A 15,457-nucleotide genomic window follows, 5' to 3' on the forward strand; every position below is an offset into this window, starting at 1 on the left:
CCGGACTACAAGCTGGCGTGCCCGGTGCCGCTCAGGCGGATGCGGCGGTCAGCTCGGGGCCGAGCCCGATGGGCGCCGGGACCCGGTTGACGATGCGGGTGAACAGCTGGCGGTACTCCTCCTCCGGCTCGGCGCCGGCCAGCGCGTCGCGATTGCTCAGGAAGGCGCGGTCCAGCTCGATCCAGTCTTCCTCGGTGAGCACCCGTTCGGCCAGGGGCAGGATCTCTCTTTCCTCCAGCGCCATGTGGGCCATGTAGAAGTCGACATAGCGCTCGATGGCCGTCTCGAACGGCTGGCGCCGCGATTCACCAAGCATCTCGAAGGCCAGGAGCGCGTGTTCGACATTGCGGATCTTGCGTTCGCCGCGCTCGTGGTCGTCGTCGAGCTTGTCGAGCAGCTCGCGAGAAATCGGCGTGCGCGCGCGCAGCTTGGGAAACAGCAGCGCCGATTCCTTGCGGTGATGCCGCTTCTCAGGAAACTCGTCCAAGTAGAAAAGCATGGCACGCAGCGTCTCGAAATCGGGCAAGGTCCCCTTGCGCCGATGCTCGGCCAGCAGCAATGGAATCGAGCGCAGCATGGCCGCCAACGCGGCGTGCTCGTCCCGGATGATCCTGATCGTCTCGCGCATGTCCGCTCCTTGTCTCTTGCATGGCTCAAGGATCACGCCGCCGGCATGTTCGCACCTTGCGCTATGTCAAACCCCGTGCGGAACAGGCTCGCATACTGAAGCGCATCCCAAGACAAGGAGCCGCTTCATGACCATCTATCAACGCATCCTGGTTCCCATCGACGGCAGCGACACGTCGGCGATCGGCCTGCAGGAGGCCATCCGCCTGGCCAAGCTCACGGGTGGCAAGCTGCGCGTGATGCATGCGATCGACGACCTGTCCTTTGCCCTGGCGATGGACGCATATGCGGGCATGCCTGGGCAGTGGATGGACGAGCTGCGCCAGGAAGCGCACAAACTGCTCGCCCAGGCCGTCGGCACCGCCGCGGAAGCGGGCGTCCCGGCCGAAAGCGTCCTGCGCGAGCGTTTCGACGGCAAGATCGTCGACGCCGTCGTCGCCGAAGCAACCAGCTGGCCGGCCGACTTGATCGTGCTGGGCACGCATGGCCGCCGCGGCCTCAGCCGGCTGATGATGGGCAGCGACGCCGAAAGCATCCTGCGCATGGCGCCCGTGCCGGTCTTGCTGGTGCGGCCTCCTGCGGAGGCGGCGCCGCAGGAAAAGCCGGCGGGCGTCAAGCACGTGAGCCTGGTCACCGGCGCGCTGAAGATCGAATAGCGCCGCCGGCAACGGCTCAGCGCACCACGAGCACCGGCAGCGTCGAATGCGCGAGCACTTCCTGCGTCTGGCTGCCCAGCAGCAGGCGGCGCAGGCCCTTGTGGCCATGCGAGGCCATCACGATCAGGTCGCACTGGTGCTTGCGCGCCGCTTGCAGCAGCACACGCGACACCTCGTCGCCGGAGATCGCGACGGTCTTGGCATCGACCCCTTCGTCGCTGCAATGCCTGGCGGCTTCATCGAGCAACACCTGGGCCTCGCGCACGGATTGGCCTTCGGCAGCGCCGATTTCCTCGGCAGAAAAGCTCACCGCCCCTTCGAACAGACCCAGCCGATAGCGCGGCACCACATGCACCACCACCAGCCGCGCCTCGTGCGTGCGTGCAAGTCCGATGGCGCAGGCCACGGCGCGCCGCGACAGCTCGCTGTCGTCGGTGGCCACGAGGATCTTCTTGAACATGCGTTTGCAGCCTAGGCCTGGCTGGCGGGCCGGGCCTTGATGCGGATCAAGCCCGGCTAGGCGTCCGAGCCGGGCCGCAGGCGCCGGGCCCAGCCCCGATAGCGTGTGAGGTCGTCCAGCATGGGCGGCAGCGAGAGCGCAAGCAGCAGCGCCGCCAGGGGCACCACGCAGACGAAGCCCAGATGCTTGAAGCCCAGCGCGCCGACCACGCCGCCGGCAACGAACATCCCGATCAGGCCGCCGGCCATGCGCAACCGGTGGCGGTTGTGCCCGACGCGAGCCACCCCCGCCGTCGCGCGGCCGTTCCAATACAGCAACTTGCCGATCTCCATGCCCAGGTCGGTGATGTTGCCCGTCATGTGCGTGGTCCGGACGCTGCCGCCGGAAGTCTTGGAGGCGACCGCGTTCTGCAGGCCCATGATGAACGAGAGCAGCAGCACCGTGAGCGGCACCGCGAAGGGCGTGCTCCAGTGCAGCGTGGCGGCGCCCACCAGGCCGAACGGAAAAAGCAGCGCGGCCTCCAGCAGCAAGGGCAATGCGTAGATGCCGCGAAGCTTGTGCTGCCGTGCCCAGTTCACGAGGATGGCGCACACGGCCGCACCGGTGGTGAAAGCCAGCAGCGCGCCGGATGCATTGAGCAGGAGATGGGTCTCGCCCAGCGCCAGGCCGTCCGCCCACTGCGACGCGAAGCCGGTCATGTGCGAGGTGTACATGTGCAGCACGAGAAAGCCGCCCGCGTTCACGGCACCCGCGTTGAAGGCCAGCAGAAGACCCAGCGTGCGATTGGTCGAAGGCGCCCGATGGCGGTGTGTGAGAAAGCGGATGCGTCGCATCGTCGAAGCCTTTGCGTCAACCTGCCGAGATGACATGCGCCGGAACGCAGCCCGGGAAGACCTTGTCGCAGCCGGCCGTCAGAAGCCTTTGAAAGTACCTGGCGGGGTGCGCCTTCGCACTGTACAGCGGCCGGCATGGCCATGAAAAGGTGCCGAGCACATTGTTGGCGACGCCTCAGCGCTGCGCCCAGAAGGCGCGTTGCATCGCGATGGTTTCCTGCGCGATCTCCTCGACCGGCCCGATCAGCTCGACCGGCTTCTGGCAGTGGTCGAAGACATAGCGCGACGACACGCTCATGGTGGGGTTCTCGGCGTGGTCGCCGGTTTCGGTGAGCAACTGCGCCTCGGTCATGCCGAACACCACGCGGCCGATGTTGGCCCAATAGGCTGTGCCGGCGCACATGCAGCACGGCTCCACCGCCGTGTAGAGCGTGCAGCTCCAGAGGAATTCGGGCGTGAAGTTGGTCGCCGCAACGCGTGCCAGCGTGGACTCGGCGTGGTTGACCGTGTCGATGTTGCATTGCTCCAGCAGCACGGTTTCGTTGTCCGGCCCCACCAGGACGGCGCCGAAGGGATGGTGGCCGAGCCCGATCGCGCGCTGAGCGACCTCGTTGGAGCGGCGCAGGTGGCGCAGCATCTGCTCGTGCGTCGGGCTGGGGTTGCGGTTGGCGACGTTGGCTTTTTCGTGAGACATGGATTGGCTTGGGTTCAGGCTTTGAAGGTCGGTAAGGCGCAAGGAGCAGGGCTCAGCCCCGGCTGCGAGGTCAGGCGTCCAGCTCCGGATAGCGGCGAAAGATGCCATCCTCGTTGAAGGCGATGCGTCGTTCGCTTTGCAGGTATTGGGCCACCCGCTGACGGCGCCGCACGTTGGCATGCAGTTTCTCGACGGCCGGCGCGTTCTTCAGCGCACGCGCGGTGGCCTTCGGAAAGGCATAGCGCAGGCCCTCGACGAGCTGGAACAACGACAGATCCGCATAGGTCAACGCGTTGCCGACCAGGTGCAGGTCGCCATCCGGATTGCGCTGCAGGGCGAGCTCGAACCAATCGAGATATTTGGGAATGCGCTCCTCGCGGAATGCCTTGGCGCGAACGAGCGCAGCGTCCTTCTGGTCGGCGTAGTACATCGACACCGACAGCGGATGGTGGGTGTCGTGCGCTTCGGCAACCACATCGGCCACCGTCAACTGCAACTGGTGCGTCCAGAGCGCGTCGCGCTCGTTCGCACCGCAAAGGCCCAGGCGCGGACCGAGGTAGAGCAGGATGGCGGATGTCTGCCCGACGACGAAGTCGCCATTCACCAGATAGGGCGGCGCAAACGGAGGATGCGGATTGCCGGCAGCGCGCAAGTGGCGCGTCAGGGCGCCCTCGCCGCCGCCTTGCGCCGGGTCCTGGCGCGCCACATCCACGTAGGGCGCGTTCGCCGCTTCGAGGGCGAGGCGGACGAACTCGCCGCGCCCTTGGATGGTGGGCCAATAGTGAAGTTCGTAGGCCAAGAGGCGCTCCTTCTAGAGGTGACCGGACTCGAGCTCGATCCTGCGCTTTGCGTCGAGCAGATGCGGCACGACCTTCTCGCGCATGGTCTCCTCGGGCAGCATGAAGGCCGGGCCGCCGACGCTCACGCCGTACAGGTCGCCGTGCGGTCCGAGCAGGCTGAACCCGAGCGCGTGGATGTCCGGATGCCATTCGCCGAACGAGGTGCAATAGCCCAGTTGCCGGTGCTCGTCGATGGCCTCGTCCAGGCGCTTGGCCAATGCCGCATCCGCACCTGGCGCCGCCATCAGCTCGGCGCGCAAGGCCGCCTGCTGGTCGGGCGGCAGCGATGCCAGGTACGCGCGCCCCATGGCCGACGTGGCAATTGCCATGCGCAATCCGACGTCCATGCGCGACAGGATCAGCGCGGTGCGCGGCCGGACGGTGTCGATGATCAGCATGTCCAGGCCATCGCGAACTGCCAGGTGGACATTGGCGCCCGCCGCCTCGGCCAGCTCGGCCAGATGCAGGCGTGCCTGCTGCCGGAAGTCGAAGCCGCGCAGGTAGGCGTTACCGAGATACAGCGCGGCCGAGCCCATCACGAAGCGCTCGTCGGGCGCCTGTTGCAGCAGGCCGGCCGCCTGCAGCGTCGCGGTCAGCCTCGAAACGGTGGCCTTCGGAATGCCCGATCGCTCGGCCAGGTCCCGATTGGAAAGCGGCGCCGCGGCATCGGCCACCGTGCGCAACAAGGTCAGCCCACGCGCCAGGGCGCTGACTTCTTCTCGAGTGTCGATGGCCACAGTCTTATGGGTTATTTATGAAACATTGTTCCATTCTACGGAGAATGGATGTATTCTTTTGTGGAACAGTGTTTCATTAAAACCAACTAGGAGACAACATTGAACTGGTCCAGATTCCTTTTCGGATTGCTCGCTGCCGCTTCGTTCTGCATGGGCGCTGGGGCGCAGACGTTCCCGTCGGGCCCCGTGAAGATCATCATTCCCTTCCCGCCCGGCGGGCCCACCGACACCGTCGGTCGCCTGCTGGCCGTCAAGCTGCAGGAGACCTGGGGCCAGCCGGTGGTCATCGACTACAAGCCAGGCGCCGGCACGGTCATCGGCGCCGACTTCGTCGCCAAGTCACCGCCCGACGGCCTGACGATCGGGATGGTCAATTCCTCGCTGGCCGTCAATCCGACCTTGCGCAAGCGCCTGCCCTACGACACGGTGCGCGACCTTTCCGGCATCACGCAACTGTTCGACATGCAACTGGCCATCGTCGCCCGGCCGGACGCGCCTTTCAACAACCTGAAGGAATTGATCGCATACGCCAAGAGCCATCCCGGCAAGCTGAACTACGGCACGCCGGGCGCCGGCAGCACGACGCACCTGGGCGCTGAACTGCTCAAGCGCGAGGCCGGCTTCGACATGCAGCACGTCGCGATGAAAGGCAGCGCCCCGGCGCACACCGAGTTGATGGGTGGACGACTGGATCTGGTGGTCGATCCATTCCTCTCTGTGCTGCCCTACGTTCAGGCGGGCAAGATGAAGTTGATCGCCACCATGGGCGCAAAGCGCGTGACCGGGCACGACTACCCCACCGTTGCCGAGACGATTCCTGGCTTCGATGTTGGCGCGCTGCTGGGCTTCGTCGCCCCGGCGGGCACACCGAAGCCGATCCTGAAAAAGATCCAGGTCGACACCCGCAAGGCACTGCAAAGCCCCGACATGAAGCAACGCGCACAGGAATACGGGCTGGCCATCGTCGGAAGCACGCCCGAGGAATTCGACGCCCTGATCGCCCGGGAGATGAAGCGGTGGGGCAAGGTCGTGGTGGATGCCCACATCGAGATTGAATGACAAAGCCCAAGATGACTCTGCAACTCAAGCCCCTCCATCCCGTCTTCGCCGCCCAAGCCAGCGGCATCGACCTGACACAACCCTTGTCCGATGCCGACGCCAGCGCCATCAACCGTGCGATGAACGAATACGCGGTGCTCGTCTGGCGCGGCCAGCCGCTCACGGCGCAGCAGCAACTGGACTTCGCGCAATCGTTCGGCCCGCTCGACATCGGTCTCAAGCGCGTCTTCAAGCGCCCGGAAAGATTGGCCGACGAACGGCTGATCGACATTTCCAACGTCGATGCCCAAGGCAACGTGGCAGGCCGCGATTCGCCCAAGAACCTGTCGAACTTCGCCAACCAGCTGTGGCACTCCGACAGCTCGTTCATGAAACCGCGCGCGGCCTACTCGATGCTGCATTGCCTCATCAAGCCGAGCTGGGGCGGCGATACGGAGTTCGCCGATCTGCGCGCCGCGTACGACACCCTGGACGATCGCACCCGCGCCGAAATCCAGGATCTGCAAGCAGAGCACTTTGCCCTGCACACGCGCATCCTCCTGGGCGACGACGCCTACACCGACAACCAGAAGAAGGAAATCCCACCCGCCGTCTGGCCCTTGGTGGACACCCATCCCGGTTCAGGCCGCAAGGTACTGTTCGTGGGCGTGCACGCGCGCCAGATCATGGGCTGGCCCACGGCCGAAAGCCGCATGTACCTGCAGGACCTGCTCGAACACGCAACGCAGCGCGAGCGCGTCTACACCCACCACTGGCAGGTGGGTGACCTGGTGATGTGGGACAACCGCAGCACATTGCACCGAGGCCGGCGCTACGACATCTCGGAGCGTCGCGAACTGCGGCGTACGACGGTGAACGACACGCCAGAGGCAAAGCTGCAGGCGGCCTGACGCGCCTAGCGGGCCTCATCGGCCCCGACGAGGGCGGCATGGCGCTGCCGCGTCGTCGGTGGTGCACTAAAGCGCAGCCGAGCCTCCTGCAACAGGCTTCGCGCACGTCCTACCCTGGCCGGCAGTTGCGTGGCTCATCCTGACTCCCCAAGCCAACCAAACTCATGGAGAGCCACCGATGACCACCCGTTCCACACCGGACGCCTGCAGCCTGCTCGATGCGGACCACCGGGCCGTCAAGAAGCTGTTCAACGAATACGACGAGCTTGCCGGCTCCAAGGCCAAGTCGTCCATCCAGGCGCGACGCGACCTGGCAGATCGGATCTGCGCAGAGCTGACCGTCCACACGCAGATCGAGGAAGAGATCTTCTACCCCGCCGTTCGCGCCGCGATCAAGGAGCACGACCTGCTGGAAGAAGCGACGGTCGAGCATGCGAGCGCCAAGGACCTGATCGAGCAGATCCAGGAGGCCACCGACATCGACGAGACCTTCGATGCCAAGGTGAAGGTGCTGGGCGAATACATCGACCACCACGTGAAGGAAGAGCGCAACGAGATGTTCCCCAAGGCCCGCGCCGCCAAGAAGCTCGACCTCGTGGCACTGCGCGAGCAGCTGCAAGCCCGCAAGGAAGAGTTGATGGCGGAGTTGGAAGGCGCAGTCCTTCAATGACATCGCCGACTCAACCCAGCGACATGTTCGAGCTGGACGAGTCGCGGCGTGAAATGCGCTACCGCGGCTGGCACTTCGCCTATGCCGCGCTCCCGGCCCCGGGCGGGCATTTCACGCCGGTCGTCGAACTCCTGTCGGATGGGCATGCACAAGAGAGCGGCCTGTTGCCGCTCGATACCGAGGACATCGCCTACGCCACGGAAGACGAGGCGCTGCGCCATGCCCAGCAGCAAGCCATGCGCTGGGTTCATGACCGCACCGGCGACGGCCAGGGCCAGTTCTGACGCCAGGGGATTCGCACAAGGATGGTGCGCGCCTACTTGGCATTGCGCACGGCGCCGACAAGCCGCTCGGTGCAGTGTGGACGACATTGAACGCATTGCCCCGACCAGGAGACTCGCATGCAGACCCAGCCCGATGTTTACCCAAGCCCAGCGGCAGCGACCGCTGCAATGCAATTGGAGGCCCCACGCAGCGGTGTCTCGTGGGCGGCGATCTTCGCCGGCGCACTCGGCGCTGCGGCGCTGTCCTTGATCCTGGTGTTGCTCGGGGTCGGCTTCGGACTGTCGTCGATGTCGCCGTGGACCAGCCGCGGGCCATCGGCGACCACGATCGGCCTCGTCACCATCGCATGGATCACGTTCACGCAAATTGCGGCATCCGGCATCGGGGGCTACCTGGCTGGACGCTTGCGCACCAAATGGTCCGGACTGCACACCGACGAAAGCTTCTTTCGCGACACCGCGCACGGTTTTCTTGCCTGGGCTTTCGCGACGCTGTTGACCGCCGTCACGTTGACCTCGACGCTGGGTGCCATCCTGGGCACGGGCGCTCAAGTGGGCGCATCGGCGCTGGGCGGCGCCACGGCCGCAACGGCTGCCGTCGGCATGGGCGGCGTCGGCGCAGCGGCCTCCGGATCGAACGCCGCCGATGACAGCGGCGGCCCGTCCGCCTATTTCGTCGACATGCTGTTCCGCCGTGAACCCGCCGCAGCCGGTGCGGCAGACGCTTCGGCAAGCGGCGCTGCGCCAGCGCAGCAAGAAGGTGCACAGGCCCGGTCTGCCCAGGTGGCTGAAGTCGGAACAATCTTCATGAAGGGCCTGCGCGATGGCGCGCTGCCCCCGCAAGACGCGCGCTATGCGGCGCAACTGGTGGCCCAACGCACGGGCTTGAGCCAGGCGGATGCGGAGAAGCGGGTCAATGAAACCTTCGCCAATGCCAAGCAAGCCATCGACGAAGCGCAGGCCAAGGCCAAGGCCGCTGCCGACGCGGCACGCAAGGCTTCCGCCTATACGTCCTTGTGGATGTTCATCTCGCTGCTGATCGGCGCTTTCGTCGCCAGCTACATGGCCACCGTCGGCGGCCGACGCCGCGACCTTTGAAACCAACCGACTGGAGAACACGCCATGCCTTCAATCCTGCTTTGGCTCCTTGGAGTGCCCATCCCGATCATCATCCTGTTGGCGCTGATCTTCTGAAGTTCAATTGCAGCAGGACTTGGCCGGCGCGGTGTGCGCTACGACGCCGACAGCCCGCCGGCCAGGCTCCAGGCACGGGTGTGGCCGAGGCGGCGCAATGAATCAGCTGCCTGCGCGCTGCGTCGGCCGCTGCGGCAGACGAAGAACACCGCAGTTTCGGGAGGGAGTTCGGCCAGGCGCGGCAATGAAGCTGCCAGCGTCGACATTGGGATGGACTCGGCATGCAGATGGCGGACAGGGCTGAGCATTTGCTCATAGCGTTCCCGAACGTCGACGACGACCGGCCGGGACGGCGCCCGCATCGCGGCCTGCAGGACGGCCGGTGTGCAGTGAAGATCATCGCTCGCCGACTGGACGGTGCCCTCGGACTCATCCGTTGCTCGTGCCGCGACGACCCGCTCTCCGCAAGCGCGCAGCGCCACGCCGCATTCCCGGATTCGAAGGCACGCCTCGTCGATCAGCCAATCGGAATCACACGGACCAAAGGACAACCGCACCGCGGATCGCGAACGCCAGTCCGGCAGCCCCATCGCTTGCAGTACATGGCTGGGCCGCGCCTTCGACGCACTGCATGCAGATCCGCTGCTCACCCGCACACCGGCGGCGTCGAAAAGGTTGAGCAACTCCTTGGCGTCCACGCCCGGCACGCTGAAGTTGAGCGTCGTCGGCAAGCTCAGTTCACGGGGCGCATTGAAAACGACATCCGAAAAGGCTTCTCGCAATGCGTCGGCCAGGCGCTCGCGGCGGTCGACCATCTCCGAAGTCGATGCAAAGACGTTGCCCGCTTCCAGCGCCGACAGAACGGCGCCGAATGCGGCGATGCCGGCCATGTTCTCGGTGCCCGATCGCGCTGACCCTTCTTGCCCGCCTCCCGCCAACAGGGGCGTGAAAGGGGCGCCTTCGCGCACGTACAACATGCCCACGCCCTTGGGCGCGTAAAGCTTGTGGCCGGAGAACGGCGCGTAGTCGATCTCGAGGTCCGCGAGATGGAGCGGCGCCTTGCCCAGGGCCTGCACACCGTCGACCAGCCAGAGCGCCTGGCTTTGTTCGAGCGCGCTGGCGATGCCCTGAAGGTCGCTGACCACGCCGGTCTCGTTGTTCACGGCCATGGTGCACACCAGACCGGCGGTGGGCGCGCGCGACCGCAGCCAGGTGAGGTCGTGGCGGCCTTGCGCGTCGACGGGGATGGGCACCACATCCAGGCCGAGACCCAGCAGCGCATTCCAGTGGCGAAGCGCCTCCGGCACGGCCTTGTGTTCGGTTGCGCCGTAGAGCAGCGCACCTGGGATCGGCCGGCCGGCTTCGCGTTGCAGGCGCAGCGACTGCAGCGCCGAAAGCACGGCGGTCTGAATGCCCTCGGTGGCACCGCTGGTGAAGACGAGTTGCCCGCGCGGCGCGCCAAGCACGCGGCGCGCAGTGACGCGCACGTCTTCGAGCAGTGCGCTCGCCTTGAGGCCGGCACCGTGCGTGCTGCTTGGGTTGCCGAAGTATTCACCCATCACGGCCAGAGCGGCTGCGCGTGCCTGAGGCAGGACTGGAGTGGTTGCGTTGGCGTCCAGATAGATTTCCATGAAGAGAGTTTGCAGCGCAGGGCGGGGAATACGCGTGCAAAATGCGCCTCCAAATCGCGCGAATAAGCAATTTCATACTACGAATATCGATCAACATGAAACTGGATGCCATCGATAAGAAACTGCTCGAACGGCTTCAGGAAGACGGTGCCGCTCAGGTTGCGGATCTGGCGGCCGAGGTCGGCCTGTCCACCACGCCGTGCTGGCGCCGCATCCAGCGACTCAAGGACGCCGGCGTCATCACCCGCAACGTGATGCTGGTGGACCGCCAGAAGGTCAATGTGGGGGTCACCGTGTTCGTTTCGGTCCGGACCAACACGCACACGCAGGCATGGTTCGAGCGCTTTCGCGCGACAGTGCAGTCGATTCCGGAAGTCGTGGAGTTCTACCGCATGAGCGGCGATGTGGACTACTTGCTGCGCGTGGTCGTTCCCGACATCGCCGCCTATGACCAGGTGTATCGGCGCCTCATTGCCGGCACCCAGCTGTTCGACGTCAGCTCAAGCTTCGCCATGGAAGAGATCAAGTTCACCACCGCACTGCCGCTCGGCTACGTCCGATAGCAGCCCATAAGGAATTCCACGAATGCGCAGACTCGCCCAGCCTCAGGATCTCGAGGCCGTCTTTTCGATCTACTCGCACAAGATGGTCGTGCCCTTCCTGACCTACGAGCCCATGCCGCTCGACGAGTTCAGAGGCATCTACAAGGAGCTGCTCGACAGTGCTTGTTTCTACGTTTGGGAACTCGGTGGCGCCGTTGCCGGCTTCTACAAGGCGACGCGCTATCCGGGGCGGGCGCGGCATGTGGCGTTGCTTGGAACCCTGGCGGTCGACCCGCAGCGTCACGGGCAAGGCGTTGGCCAAGCGATGCTGGCCGATGCCATCGAGCGGCTCAAGGCCGATGGCGTGAGGCGCATCGAGCTGTACGCCGAGAGCGACAACGCGCAGGCGCTGCGCTTTTACCAAAAGCTCGGCTTCGTCCATGAAGGCACGCTGCGCCAGTTCTACAAGCGTGCCGATGAGCCGCACTTCGTCGACGAGTACGTGATGGGCTTGCTCGTCGAGTGAGTCTGTAGGCAGCGAGCTCACGCTTCAGGCCTGCAGGCCACGTTGGCGCAACGGATCCCGTTCGCCGACCTGCCGGTGGATGCGCTGGGCACGGGCTTCGAGGCCCGCGTGCGCTGAGGCGGCGGCCAATCAACCACCCTGCCGCTGGAAGGTGCCAGCGCGGCGCTGCAGTGCCGCCCTCTGCGTCGGTCATTGCGCACAATGCGTGGATGGAAGCACTCAAGACCGTTACGTTGTTCGTGGTTACCGCATTGGCCGAGATCGTTGGGTGCTATTTGCCATACCTCTGGATGAAGGAGGGTAGATCTGCATGGCTTCTCGTTCCCGCCGCCCTGAGCTTGGCACTCTTCGCGTGGTTGCTATCACTGCACCCAACGGCGGCGGGGCGCGTCTACGCAGCCTATGGCGGAGTCTACGTCTGCGTAGCCATCCTTTGGCTTTGGGCGGTGGACAAGATCAAGCCATCGACGAGCGATTGGATCGGTGTGGCTGTCTGCCTTGTGGGCATGGCCATCATCATGTTCGGACCGCGTGACGCTGCGCACTGAGGCGCGCGCCTTTGCACTTGCTGGCGATGCTGGCTTGGGGGCAGAGGGCTATTTGCGCTAGCCCTGAGTGGCATCAATCGTGTCGACGTTCGCTAAGTCTGGCCACCCCTACTGTTGCCAATCAAGGACTTGGAGCGGTTGCTGAAGCAAACTTTGGCCGCCAAATGAACCAAAGACTTGCCACTTGGCGCGCAAACTAAGCAAACATTTGCCACTTCCTTTGGCGCACCTGGAAGTGGCTCGCACAACTCAAGATTGCACGAGAACTGACCACTCCGTCAACGATCCAATTCGTCTTGTTGACGTAGTTGTTGTGATAGCGCCGCGGCGGCGACACGAGAGCCAGAGCAAAGCTACTTGCCGCGATGGCGGCGGGTCGCGGCAGCCACGTCGATGTAGGTTGGCGGACTCGAGTAGCGTGTCTGCTTGATGCGCTCGGCTGGATTGGTGCGGAGATGGGGATGCGGGTTGTGTTTTTGGATTTCGACGGAGTACTGCATCCGGCGGGTGTACCGGCCGGATCCGCTCTGCCGTTTGAATGGATCAGTGAGTTGGCCCACTTGCTCGCCGAGCATCCCCATGTGGGTGTCGTCGTGCACTCCAGTTGGCGCTCAGTTTTCTCGCCGGACGAGCTTCGGGAATTTCTGCGACCGCTGGGTTGGCGACCCCTTGCGACTGTCGGCGATGGGGCAAAGGCCATCGCTATTCAAAACTATCTGCGGGAACATCCCGAGATAGAAGACTTCATCATCCTCGATGACGATGCGCAGGAGTTTCCTGCCAAACTCGGCGCGCATCTCGTCGCATGCGCGTCGATCACTGGAGTCAGCGAGCAAAGGGTCAAGCACAGCATCGTCGTATGGCTCGATGGCCCAGGTAAGGTTCAGTGACCCGAACCCTCAACGACGAAGCCGCCGCGCTGGTGAACTGGTTCCGCTCTCGGGACGAGTTGGTGCTCTCCGACGCTTAGCTCCCGCGGCCGAGGAAGTCCAACCAGTCCGACTTGTAGACCGCATCCGGATGGCCTGCGACTACAGGGCGAGAACGGTGCCTCACGCGATTCTCAAATACCGCGCGCGCCGGCTGGGGAATGTCTCCCGTGCATATAAACGAAGCGTCACCCCGGCGTCGAACGCAGACATTGAGCTCCTTCGAGGCAGGTAGTTTGTCGCAACCGAACGTCGTAAGGCGCAGCGTGTCCTCCGCAAGCCCCCATGCATGCGTAGCTCGCGCGGGCTGAAATGCCCTCGATGCGCTGAACCTGCTTGACCTCGTCGGTGCTGACGATCTGAAGGCCAGATGCATCGTGTAAGAATCGAACTGCTTGCAGGCCCTTGTATCCCAGGCCACCCGATCGCAGGCCAATCTCAACTTCCACCCTGTTCCAGGCAACCGTGACCGCCACTTCGGGCCGCGGGTTTGAAGGCCAGACAACGTGCGACAAGTCCCCCGACGGGCTCGCACCAGCGTGGATAGTCCCTGAGTACATCGGCTTCGCAAGGGCCGCGACCTTCGAAGACAAAACCGTAGTCTGAACGCGCGGCCAACCTCGACAGGTTCCAGATCTTGCCGACATGGACTTGATCTTGGCCGCCACAGTCCAGGCTGAGCTGAGCTGAATCTCGAGCATCTGGTGCCCAGGTTCCAAGATTTGCATCAGGCGCTCCGATTCGAGGCACGGGCAAAGGAGAGGCTATTGCAGCAGCCATCGATTCCCCTCGTCTGCCAGAAGGTCCGCTCGCGTCATGTACTCGAAGCGCAGGCCGAGAGAGTGAATGTGCATGCTGAGTAGGCGCAAGTCCTCGGGCTCCGAGGCTGGGTCACCGACAAGCTCGTACTGCCTGCCCGAAGTGGTGGTTACCCGATCGCCATTGACTACCGCGATGGGAGTCGTCAGTCGCACGCACTCATTGAGTGTGGGGAAGCCACAAAGATGAACGTCTTCTGCGTCCAGTGATCGGACAAAGCGCCAGCGCGCGATGCGCACCTGCGGTTGTATTTCTACAGGCGGCGCCGCACGGCGCGCGAAGTCAAGGAGAAACAACGCAATAGAGCGCGGGGGCATAAACCACCTCCTAAACCCAATCCCAGGTCCGGCAGGTCGGCGATCGGTGTTGACGGCCCTGGTGCTTCGACATCCTAGCCGAATTGGGGCCATTTAACATCCATTAAGAGGTTTCAAAGGTGACCCGTTGTGACGATTGAATGGATGAATAGGATCGGCACACTCGGCGTCTTACCGTGGTGAACGCTTTGCATACCGACCCACTAGTAGGCACGCTCGCTCATTTGATTTAAGGCCCATATGTCCCTATATTAGAGCCATATAAGGACAAGTCATGGACCAACGAGAGTTGAGCGAACTTACGGGCGTTTCGGCTCGAACCATCAAGAGGTATGTCAACTTGAGACTGATCCATCCTGCGGTTGGACGAACACGCGCAGCCGTATATGACGAATCACACCGCGCTGACGTAATGCGCGTTCATGCGTTGCGCGCCGCTGGGTGGGGTTACGAGAGGATCCGTGAGGAAATGGACAGCAGTCGTCTGCTTGATGCACGCAGTCAAGCGGCAGGGGAACGCATGTCTGTGGAGTACCGCTTCCCCGTTGCAGCGGGAGTGAGTTTGATCTTTTCGAGTTTGGGCCAGCGAGACGACGTCGCGCGGCTAAAGCAGATTGCAAAGCGCGTTGAGAACTTCCTCGCGAACAACGGATAGGCAACCACGGACTCGGACCCTCTTTTGACATCGTCGTGTTTCCGCTTTAGTTTGGCAGCGCCCGGCCTGTTGCCATAACGGGCGGGGTGGCTCTCTTCTGACCAGGCAGCCCGCCGCCTTTCCGGCGTGCGCGGATGTACTTCATACATTTCGCGCGTGTCGCTCGTACATCTGATCTTGGACGCAATTGGCACGTGGACCTACCGGTAGGCAGCTACTAAGACGATGCGGGCTATCGCGCCACCTCACGGACTTACTGGCCTGCGCCAACGCATAGACTGCACTGTCAAAGGCCTCAATCTTTGGTTGGGTCGATAGCGAGATTTAAGGGATGGCCTCGGACGGCATGCGCCCCGATGGGTTACCTGACGTCTTTGTCTGCCTGCGAGACATTCTCGAGTCCACGCGCAGTGTTTTCGAGCATCGGATCCGGGACTTAAAGGCGATCGCTGGCACTCCTTGCCGACCGCGACACCGCGGTAATCGAAACGACGCCGAGGACATTCGCCGAAGTGGGCTGGCACAGCGCACGCAAGATGCTGTTCCGCTAAGCACTCCCATGACCTCTTCTTGAGCGCGGTTGGGCGCGTCAAATCGTTAACCTAGG

At 63.9% G+C, this 15,457-nt stretch carries 18 protein-coding genes; 11 read left to right on the top strand and 7 right to left on the bottom strand.

All coding sequences use genetic code 11. The features are described from left to right. Positions 1-31 precede the first annotated feature (31 nt). A complete protein-coding gene (locus tag QTH91_RS19985; protein ID WP_286661893.1) occupies positions 32-628 on the bottom strand; it encodes a hemerythrin domain-containing protein in 597 nt (198 codons plus the stop codon). A gap of 133 nt (positions 629-761) precedes the next feature. Between QTH91_RS19985 and QTH91_RS19990 the strand changes: the two genes are divergently transcribed. Then, a complete protein-coding gene (locus QTH91_RS19990) occupies positions 762-1,283 on the top strand; it encodes a universal stress protein (RefSeq protein ID WP_286661960.1) in 522 nt (173 codons plus the stop codon). Positions 1,284-1,299: 16 nt separating this feature from the next. Here the strand turns inward: QTH91_RS19990 and QTH91_RS19995 are convergent, their stop codons facing one another. From QTH91_RS19995 to QTH91_RS20015, 5 genes are all read right to left on the bottom strand, one after another. Further along, the gene (locus QTH91_RS19995; protein ID WP_286661894.1) at positions 1,300-1,743 is read right to left on the bottom strand and encodes a universal stress protein; all 444 of its coding nucleotides are present in this window, start codon (positions 1,741-1,743) and stop codon (positions 1,300-1,302) included. Positions 1,744-1,799: 56 nt separating this feature from the next. Further along, positions 1,800-2,576 carry a YoaK family protein gene (locus QTH91_RS20000; RefSeq protein ID WP_286661895.1) on the bottom strand — a complete coding sequence of 259 codons (777 nt, stop codon included), beginning with the start codon at positions 2,574-2,576 and terminating at the stop codon, positions 1,800-1,802. Between the two features lie 175 nt (positions 2,577-2,751). Continuing rightward, positions 2,752-3,270, bottom strand: coding sequence for a nucleoside deaminase (locus QTH91_RS20005; protein ID WP_286661896.1), 519 nt, complete (start codon positions 3,268-3,270; stop codon positions 2,752-2,754). Between the two features lie 70 nt (positions 3,271-3,340). After that, complete coding sequence (locus QTH91_RS20010) at positions 3,341-4,069, bottom strand: glutathione S-transferase (RefSeq protein ID WP_286661897.1); 729 nt, start codon at positions 4,067-4,069, stop codon at positions 3,341-3,343. Between the two features lie 12 nt (positions 4,070-4,081). Continuing rightward, positions 4,082-4,846: an IclR family transcriptional regulator gene (locus tag QTH91_RS20015; RefSeq protein WP_286661898.1), complete on the bottom strand. Its 765-nt coding sequence runs from the start codon at positions 4,844-4,846 to the stop codon at positions 4,082-4,084. Positions 4,847-4,945: 99 nt separating this feature from the next. Here QTH91_RS20015 and QTH91_RS20020 point away from each other — a divergent pair, with 99 nt between their 5' ends. The 5 genes from QTH91_RS20020 (at position 4,946) to QTH91_RS20040 (ending at position 8,847) form a co-directional block, all read left to right on the top strand. Next, positions 4,946-5,905: a Bug family tripartite tricarboxylate transporter substrate binding protein gene (locus QTH91_RS20020; protein WP_286661899.1), complete on the top strand. Its 960-nt coding sequence runs from the start codon at positions 4,946-4,948 to the stop codon at positions 5,903-5,905. 11 nt (positions 5,906-5,916) lie between these two features. Further along, positions 5,917-6,795 carry a TauD/TfdA dioxygenase family protein gene (locus QTH91_RS20025; protein ID WP_390369066.1) on the top strand — a complete coding sequence of 293 codons (879 nt, stop codon included), beginning with the start codon at positions 5,917-5,919 and terminating at the stop codon, positions 6,793-6,795. A gap of 178 nt (positions 6,796-6,973) precedes the next feature. Further along, positions 6,974-7,465: a hemerythrin domain-containing protein gene (locus QTH91_RS20030; protein ID WP_286661901.1), complete on the top strand. Its 492-nt coding sequence runs from the start codon at positions 6,974-6,976 to the stop codon at positions 7,463-7,465. Further along, positions 7,462-7,749, top strand: coding sequence for a hypothetical protein (locus QTH91_RS20035; RefSeq protein ID WP_286661902.1), 288 nt, complete (start codon positions 7,462-7,464; stop codon positions 7,747-7,749). Before QTH91_RS20030 ends, QTH91_RS20035 begins: the two co-directional genes overlap by 4 nt. A 117-nt stretch (positions 7,750-7,866) precedes the next feature. After that, entirely contained in the window at positions 7,867-8,847 is a 981-nt protein-coding gene (locus QTH91_RS20040; RefSeq protein ID WP_286661903.1) for a hypothetical protein, read from the top strand. A 134-nt stretch (positions 8,848-8,981) separates the two neighbouring features. Here QTH91_RS20040 and QTH91_RS20045 read toward each other — a convergent pair whose 3' ends face one another. Continuing rightward, entirely contained in the window at positions 8,982-10,514 is a 1,533-nt protein-coding gene (locus QTH91_RS20045; protein ID WP_286661904.1) for an aminotransferase class V-fold PLP-dependent enzyme, read from the bottom strand. A gap of 101 nt (positions 10,515-10,615) precedes the next feature. Here QTH91_RS20045 and QTH91_RS20050 point away from each other — a divergent pair, with 101 nt between their 5' ends. The 5 genes from QTH91_RS20050 to QTH91_RS23095 all read left to right on the top strand — a co-directional run bounded on the left by QTH91_RS20050 (position 10,616) and on the right by QTH91_RS23095 (position 14,850). After that, positions 10,616-11,077, top strand: coding sequence for an Lrp/AsnC family transcriptional regulator (locus QTH91_RS20050; RefSeq protein WP_497033143.1), 462 nt, complete (start codon positions 10,616-10,618; stop codon positions 11,075-11,077). 22 nt (positions 11,078-11,099) lie between these two features. Further along, on the top strand, positions 11,100-11,582 hold the full coding sequence (locus QTH91_RS20055; protein WP_286661906.1) for a GNAT family N-acetyltransferase: 483 nt from the start codon (positions 11,100-11,102) through the stop codon (positions 11,580-11,582). Positions 11,583-11,791: 209 nt separating this feature from the next. Next, positions 11,792-12,130, top strand: a complete 339-nt coding sequence (locus QTH91_RS20060) for a YnfA family protein (protein WP_286661907.1) — start codon at positions 11,792-11,794, stop codon at positions 12,128-12,130. 365 nt (positions 12,131-12,495) lie between these two features. Beyond that, positions 12,496-13,020, top strand: coding sequence for an HAD domain-containing protein (locus tag QTH91_RS20065; RefSeq protein WP_286661908.1), 525 nt, complete (start codon positions 12,496-12,498; stop codon positions 13,018-13,020). 1,449 nt (positions 13,021-14,469) lie between these two features. After that, positions 14,470-14,850, top strand: a complete 381-nt coding sequence (locus QTH91_RS23095) for a MerR family transcriptional regulator (protein ID WP_368389473.1) — start codon at positions 14,470-14,472, stop codon at positions 14,848-14,850. The last annotated feature ends 607 nt before the right edge of the window (positions 14,851-15,457 follow it).

The organism is Variovorax dokdonensis (assembly GCF_030316895.1).
Lineage (GTDB): Bacteria > Pseudomonadota > Gammaproteobacteria > Burkholderiales > Burkholderiaceae_C > Variovorax > Variovorax dokdonensis.